The organism is Streptomyces sp. H51, assembly GCF_035656535.1.
Lineage (GTDB): Bacteria > Actinomycetota > Actinomycetes > Streptomycetales > Streptomycetaceae > Streptomyces.
The window spans coordinates 119782-135397 of record NZ_JAYMHD010000015.1 but is presented as its reverse complement, the minus strand read 5'-3'; the positions used below and the strand labels follow the sequence as shown (position 1 = coordinate 135397).

Here is a 15616-nt window from a genome sequence, read left to right as displayed (position 1 = left end):
CGTGACCCACGCATGAAGGTACGCGGCGGAGCCCCGCGCGTGTCAGTGCCGAGGCATAGACTTCGACGCTGACCCCAGGACTGTCCGCCAGCCCGTTGTCCCGCGTTTCCCTTGGAGGCCGAACCGTGTCGAAGCCGCCGTTCACGCACCTGCACGTCCACACCCAGTACTCGCTGCTGGACGGTGCCGCGCGGCTGAAGGACATGTTCAACGCCTGCAACGAGATGGGCATGACGCACATCGCCATGTCCGACCACGGCAACCTCCACGGGGCGTACGACTTCTACCACTCCGCGAAGAAGGCCGGGATCACCCCGATCATCGGGATCGAGGCGTACGTCGCCCCCGAGTCCCGGCGCAACAAGCGCAAGATCCAGTGGGGCCAGCCGCACCAGAAGCGGGACGACGTGTCCGGTTCCGGCGGTTACACCCACAAGACGATGTGGGCGGTGAACAGCACCGGCCTGCACAACATCTTCCGGCTCTCCTCGGACGCGTACGCCGAGGGCTGGCTGCAGAAGTGGCCCCGGATGGACAAGGAGACCATCGCCCAGTGGTCCGAGGGCATCGTCGCCTCCACCGGCTGCCCCTCCGGCGAACTGCAGACCCGGCTGCGCCTGGGCCAGTACGACGAGGCGCTGAAGGCGGCCGCCGACTACCAGGACATCTTCGGCAAGGACCGCTACTTCCTGGAGCTGATGGACCACGGCATCGAGATCGAGCGCCGGGTCCGCGACGGCCTCCTCGACATCGGCAAGAAGCTCGGCATCCCGCCGCTGGTCACCAACGACTCGCACTACACGTACGCGCACGAGGCCGGCGCCCACGACGCCCTGCTGTGCATCCAGACCGGCAAGAACCTCTCCGACCCCGACCGCTTCAAGTTCGACGGCACCGGCTACTACCTGAAGTCCACCGACGAGATGTACGCCATCGACTCCTCGGACGCCTGGCAGGAGGGCTGCCGCAACACCCTGCTGGTGGCCGAACAGGTCGACACCACCGGCATGTTCGAGAAGCGCGACCTCATGCCCAAGTTCGACATCCCCGAGGGCTACACCGAGGTCACCTGGTTCAAGGAGGAGGTCCGCCGCGGCATGGAGCGCCGCTACCCGGGCGGCATCCCCGAGGACCGCCAGCGGCAGGCCGACTACGAGATGGACGTCATCATCTCGATGGGCTTCCCCGGCTACTTCCTCGTCGTCGCCGACTTCATCATGTGGGCCAAGAACAACGGCATCGCGGTCGGCCCCGGCCGAGGGTCCGCGGCCGGCTCGATCGTCGCCTACGCCATGGGCATCACCGACCTCGACCCGATCCCGCACGGTCTGATCTTCGAGCGGTTCCTCAACCCCGAGCGCATCTCCATGCCCGACGTCGACATCGACTTCGACGAGCGCAGGCGCGTCGAGGTGATCAGGTACGTGACGGAGAAGTACGGCGCCGACAAGGTCGCCATGATCGGCACCTACGGCACCATCAAGGCCAAGAACGCCATCAAGGACTCCGCGCGCGTGCTGGGCTACCCGTACGCGATGGGCGACCGCATCACCAAGGCCATGCCCGCCGACGTCCTCGGCAAGGGCATCCCGCTGTCCGGCATCACCGACCCCGCCCACCCCCGCTACTCCGAGGCGGGCGAGGTGCGGGCGATGTACGAGAACGAGCCGGACGTGAAGAAGGTCATCGACACCGCCAAGGGCGTCGAGGGCCTGGTGCGGCAGATGGGCGTGCACGCCGCCGGCGTGATCATGTCCAGCGAGACCATCACCGAGCACGTGCCCGTCTGGGTCAGGCACACCGACGGCGTCACCATCACCCAGTGGGACTACCCGAGCTGTGAGTCGCTCGGCCTGCTGAAGATGGACTTCCTCGGCCTGCGCAACCTGACGATCATGGACGACGCCGTCAAGATGGTGAAGTCCAACAAGGGCATCGACATCGATCTGCTGTCGCTCCCGCTGGACGACCCCACGACCTTCGACCTGCTCCAGCGCGGCGACACGCTCGGCGTCTTCCAGTTCGACGGCGGCCCCATGCGCTCGCTGCTGCGCCTGATGAAGCCGGACAACTTCGAAGACATCTCCGCCGTCTCGGCCCTGTACCGGCCGGGCCCGATGGGCATGAACTCCCACACGAACTACGCGCTGCGCAAGAACAAGCAGCAGGAGATCACGCCGATCCACCCCGAGCTGGAGGCGCCCCTCGAAGAGGTCCTGGCCGTCACCTACGGCCTGATCGTCTACCAGGAGCAGGTGCAGAAGGCCGCCCAGATCATCGCCGGCTACTCGCTCGGCGAGGCCGACATCCTCCGCCGGGTGATGGGCAAGAAGAAGCCCGACGAACTGGCCAAGAACTTCACCATCTTCCAGGCCGGCGCCCGCAAGAACGGCTACAGCGACGAGGCCATCCAGGCGCTGTGGGACGTGCTGGTCCCCTTCGCCGGCTACGCGTTCAACAAGGCCCACTCGGCCGCGTACGGCCTGGTGTCGTACTGGACCGCCTACCTCAAGGCGAACCACCCCGCCGAGTACATGGCGGCCCTGCTGACCTCCGTGAAGGACGACAAGGACAAGTCGGCGGTCTACCTCAACGAGTGCCGCCGCATGGGCATCCGGGTGCTCCCGCCGAACGTCAACGAGTCCGAGGCCAACTTCGCCGCCCAGGGCGACGACGTGATCCTCTTCGGCCTCTCCGCCGTCCGCAACGTCGGCACCAACGTCGTCGAGTCGATCATCAAGTGTCGCAAGGCCAAGGGCAAGTACGCCTCCTTCCCCGACTACCTCGACAAGGTCGAGGCGGTCGTCTGCAACAAGCGCACCACGGAATCGCTGATCAAGGCCGGCGCCTTCGACTCCCTGGGCCACACCCGCAAGGGGCTGACGGCGCAGTACGAGCCGATGATCGACAACGTGGTCGCGGTCAAGCGCAAGGAGGCCGAGGGCCAGTTCGACCTCTTCGGCGGCATGGGCGAGGAGCAGAACGACGAGCCCGGCTTCGGGCTGGACGTGGAGTTCTCCACCGACGAGTGGGACAAGACGTACCTGCTCGCCCAGGAGCGGGAGATGCTCGGTCTCTACGTCTCCGACCATCCGCTCTTCGGCCTGGAGCACGTGCTCTCGGACAAGGCGGACGCGGGCATCGCCCAGCTCACCGGCGGCGAGCACGCCGACGGCGCGGTCGTGACGATCGGCGGCATCATCTCGGGCCTGCAGCGCAAGATGACCAAGCAGGGCAACGCCTGGGCGATCGCCACGGTCGAGGACCTCGCCGGCTCCATCGAGTGCATGTTCTTCCCGGCCACCTACCAGCTGGTGTCCACGCAACTCGTCGAGGACGCGGTCGTGTTCGTCAAGGGCCGCCTCGACAAGCGCGAGGACGTGCCCCGGCTCGTCGCGATGGAGCTGCAGGTCCCCGACCTGTCGACCGCGGGCACCAACGCGCCCGTGGTGCTCACCATCCCGGCGGTGAAGGTGACCCCGCCGATGGTCAGCCGCCTCGGCGAGATCCTCAGCCACCACAGGGGCGACAGCGAGGTCCGCATCAAGCTCCAGGGCCCGACCAGGACGACGGTCCTGCGTCTGGACCGGCACCGGGTGAAGCCGGACCCGGCGCTGTTCGGCGATCTGAAGGTGCTGCTCGGGCCGTCCTGCCTGGCGGGCTGAGCGTCGAAAGCGCGCGGGGGCGCACCCGGTGCGGGTGCGCCCCTCGCGTCCGTGCCCGGGCGGGCGCGGCCCCGGTCAGTTGTGGCCGAGCTTCTTCGGCTTGCGGCCGTGCTCGACGACGTCGGCGGGGCTGGACGCCTCGGTGGCCACCGCGGTCTGCTGCTCGGCGTGCTCGGGAGCCGGCCGCCGGCTGCGCATCTGGTTGCCGCCCTGCTTGCGGTTCTTGTTCTTGGCCATGGAAATCTGCCTCCTTGTGGGGCATCTGGGGGCCAGGGACGGGATCAGATTCACATAGGCTCACAAGGCGCGCATGTCGGACAATTACCGTGCGTGACAGGGGTCATGGGAGCGCGCGGCTCCGAAACGCCACGCCGAAGATCGAGTTCCGGCCGTTTACCCCCGTGCTGTCGGGCAGACTCGAAGCAAGCCCGAAGCAAACCTCCCGGAAAGAGGGTGGATCGCGTGGACCGCTGCATCGTCCTGGTGGACGCCGGGTATCTGCTGGGGGCCGCCGCCAGTCTCCTCGCCGGGGAGCCCTCCCGGTCGCGGATCACCGTCGACCACACCGCTCTCATCCAGGGGCTGCGCGAGCGAGCCGAGTCCGAGACGGAACGGCCGCTGCTGCGCATCTACTGGTTCGACGGCGCCCCCGACCGCGTCCCGCAGCCCGAGCACCGCAGACTGCGCGTGATGCCCCGGGTCACCGTCCGGCTCGGCGCGCTGACCCGCAGCGACGGACGCTGGGCCCAGAAGGGCGTCGACGCCGCCATGCACGCCGAACTGACCGAGCTGGCCCGCAACCGCGCCTGCTCCGACATCGTCCTCGTCACCGGCGACGGCGATCTGCTGCCGGGCATGATGGCGGCCAAGGAGCACGGGGTCGCCGTGCACCTGTGGGCCGTGCAGGCCGCCGACGGCGACTACAACCAGTCCGAGGACCTGGTCGCCGAGGCCGACGAGCGGCGCGTCCTGGACCGTGCCTGGATCACCAAGGCCGTACGGGCCAAGGAGGTCGGCGGGGTCTGCGCGCCGCCGCCCGCACCGCGGCCGGAGATCGCCGCGATCCTGTCCGCGCCGCTGCCGGAGTCCGCGCTCGCGGCCACCGAGCGGCCCGCCGAGACGGGCGAGCACCCCCCGGCTGCCGCCGGCTCCCGGAACGGCACGCAGGAGCGGGCGTCCGCGCCCAAGGGCGTGCCGACCCCCAAGGACCTGGCGGCGATGCGCGCCCCGGGCGTCCAGCCCGCCCCGCAGCCCGCGAGCGCCACGCTGCGCTGGTCCTCCGACAGGGGATGGGTCGACCGGCCGGCCGTCGAGCCGCCCGAGGCCGCCTCCATGCCGACGCTGGCGCAGCTGACCACCGCGGAGCAGCGGTGGGCCGACCGGGAGGAGGACATCACCACGGTCGGCGGCGATCCCTACGAGGTCGGACAGGTGTTCGCCCGGCGGTGGATCGGGCGGCTGGGGGACCAGAGCCATCTGCAGCGGCTGTCCGGCATGTACCCGCGCATCCCGCACCGGATCGACGGGGAGCTGCTGCGGTACGCGGCGCGGTTCGGACTGCTCGCCCACAAGGACGACCAGATCGACGAGCACGACCGTTACGCCATCCGGGCCGGCTTCTGGCGGGAACTCGACGCCCGGACGGGCACCGAGCGCGCGCCGGCGGCCGAGTAGTCCTCCACCACCCCTCACCCCCTCCACCGGCAGTTCTTTACCGGCGCATTCGCTGTTGTCGACCGACCCGAGACCTGGCGCGGCGCGCGGACCACGTACCCTCGCTCTGTGAGTACGCGCGCGGCACAGGCACTTCGGCACGGCGGCGATGTCGTGTGCGCGGTGCGCGGGCTGACCAAGACCTACCCTGCGGTGCGCGGACGGCGGGGCGCTCCCGGAACGCCCGCGGTGCGGGCCGTCGACGACGTGCGGCTGGACGTCCGGCGTGGTGAGATCTTCGGGCTCCTCGGGCCGAACGGCGCCGGCAAGTCCACCCTGGTGCGGCAGCTGACCGGGCTGATGCGTCCCGACGCGGGGAGCGTCGAGATCCTCGGCCACGACATCGTGCGGCACCCGGAGCGGGCGGCGCGCATCCTCGCCTACCTCGGGCAGGAGTCGACCGCCCTCGACGAGCTGACCGTGGCGCTGGCCGCCGAGACCACCGGGCGACTGCGCGGGCTCCCGGCGCGGCAGGCGCGGGCCGAGCGGGACGACGTCCTCGACGAGCTGGGCCTCGCGCCCATCGCCGGGCGGCCGCTGAAGAAGCTCTCCGGCGGACAGCGGCGGCTGGCCTGCTTCGCCACCGCGCTGGTCGGCCGGCGGTCGCTGCTCGTGCTGGACGAGCCGACCACCGGGATGGACCCGGTGGCGCGGCGTGCCGTATGGGCCGCCGTGGACCGGCGGCGGGCCGAGCAGGGGGCGACCGTGCTGCTCGTCACCCACAACGTCATCGAGGCCGAGACCGTTCTCGACCGGGTCGCCGTCCTCGATCGGGGACGCGTGATCGCCTGCGACACCCCCGGCGGGCTCAAGGAGGGGGTCGCCGGGGAGGTCCGCGTCGACCTGGTGTGGCGCGCGAAGGCCCCGCTGCACGTGCCCGAGGTCGCCGCGCTCAGGGAGCGGGCCACCGAGTCCGGCCGTCGCTGGACCCTGCGGCTCGCGCCCGAGGAGGCCCGCGCGGCCGTCGCCACCGTCACCGGCGGGGCCGCCTTCGCCGCGCTGGACGACTTCACGCTGGCCACCCCGAGCCTGGAGGACGTGTACCTGGCGCTGGGCGGCGCCGCGCGGCAGGGACTGGTGAAGGCATGAGCGCACGGGCCGCCGCATCCGTACGCAACAGGGCCGACGGAGCGAAGAGGAGCAGCACGACGTGAGTGTCGTACCCGCCGATGTCGCGCCGGGCGCGGCCGTGGGCGAGCCGGAGTCCGCCCGCGCCGCGGCCGAGCTGGGACCGCGGGCGCGGCTGTGGCCGTCCCTCGTGGCCGTGTACCGCGCGCAGCTGTCGCGGGCGCGGGTCGCGCGGATCCCGCTGCTGTTCGTGGCCACCTTCCAGTCGGTCGGGATCATGGTCCTGATGCGCGGGGTGGTGAGCGGCGGCGGTGAGGCCAGGTCGGTGGTGGCCGGGTCGTCGGTGCTCGTCGTGGCGTTCGTCGCGCTGAACCTGCTCGCGCAGTACTTCGGGCAGCTGCGGGCCGGCGGCGGTCTCGACCACTACGCCACGCTGCCGGTGCCGCCGGCGTCGGTGGTGCTGGGGGCGGCGGGGGCGTACGCGTCGTTCACCGTGCCGGGGACCGTGGTGACCGCCGTGTTCGGGTGCGTGCTGTTCGGCCTGCCGCTGACCCACCTGTGGGTGCTCGCCGCCGTGATCCCGCTGGCCGGGGCGGCGCTGGCCGGGCTGGGCGCCGCGCTGGGGCTGCTCGCGCCGCGGCCGGAGCTGGCGACGCTGCTCGGCCAGTTGGGCATGTCCGCGGCGCTCCTGCTCGGGGTGCTGCCGGCCGACCGGATGCCGGAGGTGGTACGGCTCGCCCGCGACCTGCTGCCGTCGACGTACGGGGTGGAGGCCCTCGCCCGGACCTTCGGGACGCGTCCCGACTGGGCGTTCGTCCTCGGTGACCTGGCCGTCTGCGGGGTGGTCGGCGTCCTGTCGCTGACGGCGGCGACCTGGGCGTACCGCAGGGCGGCCGTCCGGTGACGCGCCGTCCCGGTGCGCCTGGCACGATGGCGGGGTGACCGCACCGTTGACTCCGCCTCCACCGCCGCATGAACACTCCCCGCAGGACGCCTGGCAGGCCTCGCCTCCCGGACACACGGCTTCGGCGTTCGAGGCCGCCGGGTACGGCACGTACGGACAGGACGGCCCCGGAATGAAGACCGAAGTGCGGGAGGCCGCCGTCGTCGCGGTGGCGGTGGCGCTCGGCGGGGTGCCGCTCGGCCTGCTGTGGTGGTGGCTGGCGCCGCACGTACCGCTGGTCGGGGACGCCGTCGACAGGAGCTGGGTGGTCTACCTCGCCGACAGCGAGGGGGAGCAGGCGATCGGGGTCGACGGAACGTTCACCCTGCTCGCGCTGGCGTTCGGAGCGGTGAGCGCCGCCGTGGTGTTCCTGGCGCGCAGGCGCGGCGGAGTGCCGCTGACCGTGGGGCTGGGCGTCGGCGGGCTGCTCGGCTCCCTGCTGGCCTGGCGGCTCGGCGTCTGGCTCGGGCCCACCCAGGACGTGATCGCCCACGCCAAGCAGGTGGGCGACGGGGTCAGGTTCTCGGCGCCGCTGAAGCTGGGGGCGAAGGGAGCGCTGCTGGCGTGGTCGCTGGCGGCGCTGCTGGTGCACCTCGGGCTGACGGCGCTGTTCGGGCCGCGGGACCCCGAACCGTACGATCAGGGGCCCGTCCCGAAGGATCCCTACGGGGCCCCGTCGGCGTGAGCCGGGTGGGGCCGCCCGCGGGCGCGCAGCGGCCCCCGGCGGGGCGCCACCGGCGTCACGACCCTTGCAGGACCCCTTGACGACCCCTTCGGCAGGTCCTCGGCCCTCGGCCGGGGACCTGTTCCGCGCCGAAGCCGTCGAAGCGCGTGTCGAGGGGTGCTTCGACGCGCGTGTCGAGGGGCGCGTCCGCGTGTCGAGGGACGCGCCGAAGGGTCACGCCCGCCCGATCGGCGCCACGACCGCTTCCGTGAGCCCGGCCAGGTCCGCGGGGGACAGCTCGATCTCCAGGCCGCGACGGCCAGCCGACACGCAGATCGTGTCGTGGCCGCGCGCCGAGGTGTCCAGGACCGTGGGCAGCTTCTTGCGCTGGCCCAGCGGGGAGATGCCGCCGCGGACGTAACCCGTGGTGCGTTCGGCGAGGGCCGGGTCCGCCATGGCGGCGCGCTTGCCGCCGACCGCGGAGGCGAGCGCCTTGAGGTCCAGCTGGCCCGCGACCGGGACGACGGCCACCGTCAGCCTGCCGTCGACGTCCGCCACCAGCGTCTTGAACACCCGCTCCGGCGACACGCCCATCGCCTCCGCCGCCTCCTGCCCGTAGGAGGGGTGGGCGGGGTCGTGGTCGTAGGAGTGGACCGTGTACGGCACGCCCGCGGCCGTCAGGGCCACCGTCGCGGGCGTGCCTCCGGACTGCTGTCGCTGATTCTTCGACTTCTTCGCCATCCCGGCCTTCACGGTCCTCAGGGTCGTCAGTTGAGGCTGGTCGGACCACGGGTGAGGTCCGCCGCCGGCAGTGACGGCAGACTACGGAGGATCGCCGTCTCGGAGCGAAGCAGTTTCAGCTCGTCACGCAGCCGGGACGCGGTGTCCGGAGCCTGCAGCAGTCGCTGCTTGGTCGGCGTGTCCAGCATCATCGCCGCCGCCACCAGGTACGACACCACGGACGGCTCGTCCGGCAGCTCCGCACCCGTGGCCAGCGACCTCTCCCGGGCGCCCGCCAGGCGCTTCTGGTACTGCCGGAAGGCCCGCAGCACGCCCTCGGCCAGGGCCCCGGCCTCGTCGCCCGGCTGCTCCTCGAGCGTCTCCAGCTCCGCCGTCAGGAACGGACCCGACGCGTCGACGGACAGCAGGCGCACCCGGGTGGTGCCCGTCGCCAGCACCTCGAAGGTGCCGTCGGCGCGCTCGCGGACGGTCGCCGCGTCCGCCACACAGCCGATCCGGTGGAACGACTTCGCCGGGTCGGGGCCGAAGCCCGCCGCCGGGCCACGCTCCGGCAGCGCGGTGGGGTCCGGCATGCCGGGCGCGCTGAGGGCCACCTCGTGGCCGTCGCGGATCGCCACGACGGCGAACCGGCGTGGTTCCTCCTCGGGCGTCTTCAGCAGTTCGCGCATCATGGCGCGGTAGCGCTCCTCGAAGACGTTGAGAGGCAGCACCAGCCCCGGGAACAGCACCGAGTTCAGGGGGAAGAGCGGAAGCCGGACGGTGGTCACGGCGCAGAAGCCTAATGGCCGCGGGGGCATGCGCGTCCGGCACGCCCACCGAGTGGATGCCCGGAGGGCTGTGCGGGACCCGCCGAGTGGATCTCGTCACGCGCTCTCAGGAAGGCGGCCAGGGGGTCGTCCGAGACCCGGTCCCAGGGGTAGGACGTGGCATACGGGCCGATCAGGGCGAGCTGGGCGCGAGCGTCCTCCCGGCGCTCCAGCCGGAGCAGGACGTACATCAGTTTGTTACGGACCTCGGCCGGCCAGGGGTCGGCGGCCGGGAAGCGGGCGGACAGCGCGATCGCGCGGTCGGCCGCCGCGTCCAGCCGCTCCCGCGCCACCCCGGCGCCCGCGGCGTCGGCCAGGTACGACAGGGCCGCCCGCGCGGGCAGCGCCTGCACGAGGGAGTCCGCGGGGGCGTCCTGGGCGGCCAGGTCGGCGAAGTCGAAGCACTCCCGGTGGGAGCCGCGCCAGGAGTCGGCGAGGTAGCACAGCGCCGCCACGTGGCAGCCGTAGTGGAGCGGGGCGCGGCGGATCGCGGCCTCCCACAGCTCCTCGAAGTACTTGTGCCCGGCCCGCGCGCCGCGCGCGTGGTCCAGCGCGATCCGCCAGGGCACCGGGTCGCGGTCGTCGCCGCGCGCGGCGGCCGTGATCAGCGGGCTCACCTCACGCAGCAGTTCCGCCCGCGCCGGGGAGTCCCAGGCGCGGTCCACCGCCAGCTGGGCCTCGACGAGCAGCGCGTCCGGGTCCCGCGGGGCGGCGGCGCGCCAGGCCGCCAGCCACTCGCCGCGGGAGCGCGCGAAGCCCGCGAGCCGTCTCGTGTACCGGTCGCGGCTCTCCCACTCGGCGTTCGCGCGGGTCGCGGCGAGCAGCGCGGAGGCGGGCCCGTGCTCGCCGCGCGCGGCCGCGACCAGCGCGGGGGCCAGCCGGTCGTCCGGCACGTCGAGCAGCACCTCGTCGTCGGCCGGCAGCGCGGCGGCGGGGCGGGGGGTCCGGTGCGTCCGGCCCGGGCGGATGAACGGGGGGAGCGGAGCCATGGTGCCGACCATTGAAGGACCGCAGGTCACCTGGCGCCAGAGGGCATCGGCAAGTCACCGAAGGTCGTGCTCGGAAAATCCGAGGGAAGGCAGAGGGAAGGCAAAGGGTGGCTGTCGGGTGCCTTTTCGGCGCCTGTGCGGGGCCTGTTCGCCACCTGTGCGGCGCCTGTTCGCCGCCTGCGCGGGCCCGCCCTCGGCTCCGCTGCCCGGGCGTGCCCTCAGCTCCGCCGCAGCAGCCGTGTCGCGCCCGCCGCCACCGTCGTCGCCAGCACCCAGCCCAGCAGGATCAGCGCCGCCGCCAGCCACTGCCAGCCGCCGTGCAACTGCCAGGAGCCGACCTGCCCGAGGTCGATGACCGGCAGCAGCAGGTCCAGGGCGAACAGGGCGGGATTCCACACCGGGGACCCGGCGTTCTCGACCGGCGGATGGCTCGCGTGCGCGAAGGCCAGGGACCCCGCCGCCCACAGCACCGCCATCCACACCGCGGCCCGGCCGGGGCGGTAGCCGTAGGCCACCGTCCAGTCCTGCGCGTAGCCCCACAGCTTGGCCGCGGGCGGCAGGGTCTCGCGGCGCCGGCGCTGCTTGGCCAGCAGCACCTCGCGGGCGTCCTCGTCCTCGCCGCCGGCCCGCAGCACCGAGGCCAGCCGCTCGTAGGGTTCCGGGTTGTACTCGGCGGTCGCCGCGGACACCCAGTCCAGCCGCTCGGCCAGCGGGAACGGGCCCCTGGGCACCAGGGCCTCGTACGTGAAACCGCCCATCTGCAGGTTGCCCGGGCCCGGCCACGCGCTCGCCCGGTCGACCAGGTTGACCACCCGCGCGCCCGACAGCACGACCTTGCCCCGCGCCGGTGCCTCCCCGAGGAAGCGCAGCTCGGGCGTCTGCACCCGGCGCAGCGACAGCTCCTGGTCGTCGGTGAAGACGAACCGGGCCCGCTCGAGGTCGACCGCGTCCCCGAACCGCCCGTCGTCCAGCCGCACCCCGCCCAGGCACTCGAACCGCTGGATCCGGGTGCCGCGCTCCGGAGTCGTACCGCTCAGCAGCGGGCTGCCGACGCCCGCCGGGGTCAGGTACAGCGTGCGCTCCACGGTCAGCTGCGGCGCGTTCAGCGCCAGCCGCGCGGCGGGGTTGGCCAGCCGGGCGCCGCGCAGGCTCAGCGAGACGCCGATCTTCGCGCCGCGCAGGCTCAGCTCGCCGTGCGACTCCAGCAGCTCGGCCTGCAGGTCCTGGCCCACCGACAGCCCGTCCCCGGCGATCGAGCGGCCGCTGCGGTCGCGGTGCACGACGGCCTGGTTGAGCATCAGGTCCGTGCCGATCCGGGCGTCGGTGAGCCGCACCCCGCCGCGGAACCGGCACCTCGGCAGGTGCAGGTCGCCCTCCGTGTGCACCCGGGCGGCCTCCAGGCGGGGCACGGAGCAGTCGATCAGCCGTACGGTCGTGAAGCGGGCCTCCGGCAGCAGGACGTCCCGCTCGAAACGGCAGCCGCGCATCTCCACGTACGGCACCACTGTGCCGCCGGCGAGGTCCAGGGTGCCGCTGATCCGCACACCGGACAGCTTCAGCGAGGACACCCGGCCGGCCAGCGCGGGCGGGCCGTCCAGCAGCAGCCAGCACACGACGCGCGCCCGCACGGTCCGCTCGGGCCCCCACGGGTGCCCGCCGTGCGGGTCGTCGACCACCGCGTCCCCGCTGCTGAGGTCGTACATGCTGCCGTTGCGGAAGGCCTGCCACATGCCGGCCTCCACGGCACTCAGATCGCCCGGTAATTCCCCGGCGCGCACACCGGTCCCTTCGGTCACGTCCGTTGCATCTCCCTCGTTCCGCTCCATGGACACCGCACATCTGTTCTTGCCTCCGTGATGCCCGTTCTGCGACCGGACGAACACTCAAAGTGAGGAAGAATGCCGGGAGTCGTCACGGTCTGTAGCAACGTCCGTATCAGCCATTGATACGCGCGGACGACGCCCGACGCGGGTCTGCGAGAATTGACCCCGTGCTGCAACAATCCTTCCTGGCCCGAATCGATCTGCGCGGCGACGCCCTTCCCGAGGGCCCCGCCCTGCGCGACCTGCTGCCCCGAGCCGACTTCGACGTCTCGGCCGCCCTGGAGAAGGTGCGCCCGATCTGCGAGGCCGTGCACCATCGGGGCGACGCGGCGCTGATCGACTTCGCCGAGAAGTTCGACGGCGTCAAGCTCGACCGGGTCCGGGTTCCCGCCGAGGCGCTCACCCGCGCCCTGGAGGAACTCGACCCGGCCGTGCGCGCGGCCCTGGAGGAGTCCGTGCGGCGCACCCGGCTCGTCCACCGCGCCCAGCGCCGCTCCACCCACACCACGCAGGTCGTGCCGGGCGGCACGGTCACCGAGAAGTGGGTGCCGGTCGGGCGGGTCGGCCTGTACGCGCCCGGCGGCCGGTCGGTCTACCCCTCCTCCGTGATCATGAACGCGGTGCCCGCGCAGGAGGCCGGCGTCGAGTCGATCGCACTCGCCTCCCCGGCCCAGGCCGACTTCGGCGGACTGCCGCACCCCACGATCCTCGCCGCCTGCGCGCTGCTCGGCGTCGACGAGGTCTACGCGGCCGGCGGCGCCACCGCCGTCGCGATGTTCGCCCACGGCACCGAGTCCTGCCCGCCCGCCGACATGGTCACCGGCCCCGGCAACATCTGGGTCGCCGCCGCCAAGCGGTACTTCACCGGCAAGATCGGCATCGACGCCGAGGCCGGCCCCACCGAGATCGCGATCCTCGCGGACTCCACCGCCGACCCGGTGCACGTCGCCTCCGACCTGATCAGCCAGGCCGAGCACGACCCGCTCGCCGCCGCCGTCCTCGTCACCGACTCCGTGGAGCTGGCCGAGGCGGTGGAGAAGGAACTCGGACCGCAGGTGGCCGCCACCAAGCACGTCGAGGACCGGATCCGCCCGGCCCTGGCCGGCCGGCAGTCCGCGATCGTGCTGGTCGACGGCATCGAGGAAGGCCTCAAGGTCGTCGACGCCTACGGCGCCGAGCACCTGGAGATCCAGACCGAGCACGCCGTCGAGGTCGCCGACCGGGTGAAGAACGCCGGCGCGATCTTCGTCGGGCCCTGGGCGCCGGTGTCGCTGGGCGACTACGCGGCCGGCTCCAACCACGTCCTGCCCACCGGCGGCTGCGCCTGCCACTCCTCGGGCCTGTCCGTGCAGTCCTTCCTGCGCGGCATCCACATCGTGGACTACACCAAGGACGCGCTGGCCGAGGTCGCGCACCACGTGGTGACCCTGGCGGAGGCGGAGGACCTGCCCGCGCACGGCGCGGCGATCAAGGCGCGGTTCGGATGGAAGGTACCGGTGAGCAAGTGAGCTTCACCATCGACGACCTGCCCGTACGGGACGAACTGCGCGGCAAGTCCCCCTACGGCGCGCCCCAGCTGGACGTGCCGGTACGGCTGAACACCAACGAGAACCCCTACCCGCTGCCCGAGCCGCTGGTCGAGCGGATCGCCGAGCGGGTGCGCGACGCGGCCCGCTGCCTCAACCGCTACCCGGACCGCGACGCCGTCGAGCTGCGCACGCGGCTCGCCGAGTACCTCACCGACACCACCGGCTACCGGGTCGGCCCGGCCAACGTCTGGGCCGCCAACGGCTCCAACGAGGTCATCCAGCAGCTGCTGCAGACCTTCGGCGGGCCGGGCCGCACCGCGATCGGCTTCGAGCCGTCGTACTCGATGCACAGCCTCATCGCGCGCGGTACCGGCACCGGCTGGGTCTCCGGCCCGCGCAACGAGGACTTCACCGTCGACCTGCCCGCCGCCGAGCGGTGGATCGCCGAGCACGCGCCCGACGTCGTCTTCGTCACCACCCCCAACAACCCCACGGGCAACGCGGTCGCGCCCGAGACGGTCGTCGCGCTGTACGACGCCGCGCAGGCGGCGAAGCCGTCGATGGTGATCGTGGACGAGGCGTACGTCGAGTTCAGCCACCACGCGTCGCTGCTGCCGCTGCTCGACGGCCGGCCGAACCTGGTGATCTCCCGGACGATGTCCAAGGCGTTCGGCGCGGCCGGCCTGCGCCTGGGCTACCTCGCCGCGCACCCGGCCGTCGTGGACGCCGTCCAGCTCGTCCGGCTGCCCTACCACCTCTCCGCCGTCACCCAGGCGACCGCGCTCGCCGCGCTGGAGCACACCGACACCCTGCTGGGCTACGTCGAGCAGCTGAAGACGGAACGCGACCGGCTGGTCGCCGAGCTGCGCGCGCTCGGCTTCGAGGTCACCGAGTCCGACGCGAACTTCGTGCAGTTCGGGCGGTTCGAGGACTCCCACGCCGCCTGGCGGCAGATCCTCGACCGGGGCGTCCTGGTCCGGGACAACGGCGTACCGGGATGGCTGCGGGTCACCGCCGGCACCCCGCAGGAGAACGACGCGTTCCTCGACGCGGTACGTGACATGAAGAAGGAGCAGAGCGCATGAACCGCGTGGGACGCGTGGAACGGGTCACCAAGGAGACGTCGGTGCTCGTCGAGATCGACCTCGACGGCAGCGGCAAGGTCGACGTGTCGACCGGCGTCGGCTTCTACGACCACATGCTCGACCAGCTCGGCCGGCACGGCCTGTTCGACCTCACCGTGAAGACCGAGGGCGACCTGCACATCGACTCGCACCACACCATCGAGGACACTGCCCTCGCCCTGGGCGCCGCCTTCCGGCAGGCGCTCGGCGACAAGGTCGGCATCTACCGCTTCGGCAACTGCACCGTCCCGCTGGACGAGTCCCTCGCCCAGGTCACCGTCGACCTCTCCGGCCGCCCCTACCTCGTGCACACCGAGCCCGAGAACATGGCGCCGATGATCGGCGAGTACGACACCACGATGACCCGGCACATACTGGAGTCCTTCGTCGCCCAGGCCCAGATCGCGCTGCACGTGCACGTGCCCTACGGGCGCAACGCCCACCACATCGTGGAGTGCCAGTTCAAGGCGCTGGCGCGGGCCCTCAGGTACGCCTCCGAGCGCGACCCGCGCGCGGCGGGCATCCTGCCGTCCACGAAGGGCGCGCTGTAG

At 72.3% G+C, this 15616-nt stretch carries 13 protein-coding genes; 8 read left to right on the top strand and 5 right to left on the bottom strand.

Going from position 1 to position 15616, the window contains the following annotated elements; all coding sequences use genetic code 11:
• Positions 1–125 precede the first annotated feature (125 nt).
• Positions 126–3665 (top strand): DNA polymerase III subunit alpha, encoded by a 3540-nt coding sequence (dnaE, locus tag VKA29_RS03790; protein WP_324783705.1) that lies wholly within the window; start codon positions 126–128, stop codon positions 3663–3665.
• Positions 3666–3740: 75 nt separating this feature from the next.
• Here the strand turns inward: dnaE and VKA29_RS03785 are convergent, their stop codons facing one another.
• Positions 3741–3902, bottom strand: a complete 162-nt coding sequence (locus tag VKA29_RS03785) for a hypothetical protein (protein ID WP_324783704.1) — start codon at positions 3900–3902, stop codon at positions 3741–3743.
• A gap of 225 nt (positions 3903–4127) precedes the next feature.
• Here VKA29_RS03785 and VKA29_RS03780 point away from each other — a divergent pair, with 225 nt between their 5' ends.
• The 4 genes from VKA29_RS03780 (at position 4128) to VKA29_RS03765 (ending at position 8074) form a co-directional block, all read left to right on the top strand.
• The gene (locus VKA29_RS03780; RefSeq protein ID WP_324783703.1) at positions 4128–5339 is read left to right on the top strand and encodes an NYN domain-containing protein; all 1212 of its coding nucleotides are present in this window, start codon (positions 4128–4130) and stop codon (positions 5337–5339) included.
• 153 nt (positions 5340–5492) lie between these two features.
• The gene (locus tag VKA29_RS03775; RefSeq protein WP_324783878.1) at positions 5493–6467 is read left to right on the top strand and encodes an ABC transporter ATP-binding protein; all 975 of its coding nucleotides are present in this window, start codon (positions 5493–5495) and stop codon (positions 6465–6467) included.
• Positions 6468–6528: 61 nt separating this feature from the next.
• Complete coding sequence (locus VKA29_RS03770; RefSeq protein WP_324783702.1) at positions 6529–7350, top strand: ABC transporter permease; 822 nt, start codon at positions 6529–6531, stop codon at positions 7348–7350.
• A gap of 34 nt (positions 7351–7384) precedes the next feature.
• Complete coding sequence (locus VKA29_RS03765; RefSeq protein ID WP_324783701.1) at positions 7385–8074, top strand: AAA family ATPase; 690 nt, start codon at positions 7385–7387, stop codon at positions 8072–8074.
• Positions 8075–8287: 213 nt separating this feature from the next.
• On the opposite strand, the gene ybaK is transcribed toward VKA29_RS03765, so the two are convergent.
• From ybaK to VKA29_RS03745, 4 genes are all read right to left on the bottom strand, one after another.
• Positions 8288–8794: a Cys-tRNA(Pro) deacylase gene (gene ybaK / locus VKA29_RS03760; RefSeq protein WP_324783877.1), complete on the bottom strand. Its 507-nt coding sequence runs from the start codon at positions 8792–8794 to the stop codon at positions 8288–8290.
• Between the two features lie 26 nt (positions 8795–8820).
• Positions 8821–9561, bottom strand: a complete 741-nt coding sequence (locus tag VKA29_RS03755; RefSeq protein ID WP_324783700.1) for an LON peptidase substrate-binding domain-containing protein — start codon at positions 9559–9561, stop codon at positions 8821–8823.
• 11 nt (positions 9562–9572) lie between these two features.
• Positions 9573–10601, bottom strand: a complete 1029-nt coding sequence (locus VKA29_RS03750; RefSeq protein ID WP_324783699.1) for a hypothetical protein — start codon at positions 10599–10601, stop codon at positions 9573–9575.
• A 206-nt stretch (positions 10602–10807) separates the two neighbouring features.
• Complete coding sequence (locus VKA29_RS03745) at positions 10808–12385, bottom strand: oxidoreductase (protein WP_324783698.1); 1578 nt, start codon at positions 12383–12385, stop codon at positions 10808–10810.
• A gap of 212 nt (positions 12386–12597) precedes the next feature.
• On the opposite strand from VKA29_RS03745, the gene hisD reads away from it, so the two are divergent.
• The 3 genes from hisD to hisB are packed head-to-tail and all read left to right on the top strand — an operon-like array spanning position 12598 to position 15616.
• Positions 12598–13920, top strand: coding sequence for a histidinol dehydrogenase (hisD, locus tag VKA29_RS03740; RefSeq protein WP_324783876.1), 1323 nt, complete (start codon positions 12598–12600; stop codon positions 13918–13920).
• Positions 13917–15026, top strand: a complete 1110-nt coding sequence (locus tag VKA29_RS03735; RefSeq protein WP_324783697.1) for a histidinol-phosphate transaminase — start codon at positions 13917–13919, stop codon at positions 15024–15026. The genes hisD and VKA29_RS03735 overlap by 4 nt, the downstream gene beginning before the upstream one ends.
• On the top strand, positions 15023–15616 hold the full coding sequence (gene hisB, locus VKA29_RS03730; protein WP_324783696.1) for an imidazoleglycerol-phosphate dehydratase HisB: 594 nt from the start codon (positions 15023–15025) through the stop codon (positions 15614–15616). The genes VKA29_RS03735 and hisB overlap by 4 nt, the downstream gene beginning before the upstream one ends.

Excerpts from the sequence above, each read along its gene's own strand:
- VKA29_RS03785 (WP_324783704.1), bottom strand. The coding sequence starts at position 3,902 with ATGGCCAAGAACAAGAACCGCAAGCAGGGCGGCAACCAGATGCGCAGC.
- ybaK (WP_324783877.1), bottom strand. The coding sequence starts at position 8,794 with ATGGCGAAGAAGTCGAAGAATCAGCGACAGCAGTCCGGAGGCACGCCC.
- VKA29_RS03750 (WP_324783699.1), bottom strand. The coding sequence starts at position 10,601 with ATGGTCGGCACCATGGCTCCGCTCCCCCCGTTCATCCGCCCGGGCCGG.
- hisB (WP_324783696.1), top strand. The coding sequence starts at position 15,023 with ATGAACCGCGTGGGACGCGTGGAACGGGTCACCAAGGAGACGTCGGTG.